General features: G+C 55.4%; 1 protein-coding gene. It reads left to right on the top strand.

Features of this window, described 5'->3' with window-relative positions; all coding sequences use genetic code 11:
* On the top strand, positions 1-395 hold a 395-nt coding region (locus JF66_RS21060), incomplete at its 5' end, for a F0F1 ATP synthase subunit A (RefSeq protein WP_035880934.1).
* Positions 396-491 lie beyond the last annotated feature (96 nt).

The following is a 491-nucleotide window of genomic DNA, read 5'->3' as shown; positions in this document are numbered from 1 at the left end:
TCATCTCCTACGGAGCGTTCATCTACGCCGGTGTCAAAAAGAGCCCGGCGAAGTTCTTCCGTAACTCGCTTTTCCCGCCCGGTGTTCCGCCGGCGCTGTACATCATCGTGACGCCGATTGAGTTCATCTCCACGTTCCTCATTCGTCCGGTCACCCTGACGCTTCGACTCATGATGAACATGATCGTCGGGCACTTGCTGTTGGTGCTGTTCTTCAGCGCAACACAGTTCTTCTTCTTCACTGCGGACGGAGGATTCAAGCTCTTTGGAGCCGGAACCCTCGTCTTCGGTTTCGCGTTCACCCTCTTCGAGATTCTGATCGCGATTCTGCAGGCCTACATTTTTGCCCTACTTACCGCCGTCTACATCCAGCTCGCGCTGGCTGAGGAACACTAGACATCGAATCCGGCACTCGCCGCATTCACCCCTACGGAAGGAAACAAACGTGGACGCAACTACCGTTCTCGCGGAAATCAACGGCAACATCGCGAC

It is taken from the genome of Cryobacterium sp. MLB-32, assembly GCF_000738085.1.
Lineage (GTDB): Bacteria > Actinomycetota > Actinomycetes > Actinomycetales > Microbacteriaceae > Cryobacterium.
This window is presented reverse-complemented; position numbering and strand designations above follow the sequence as displayed.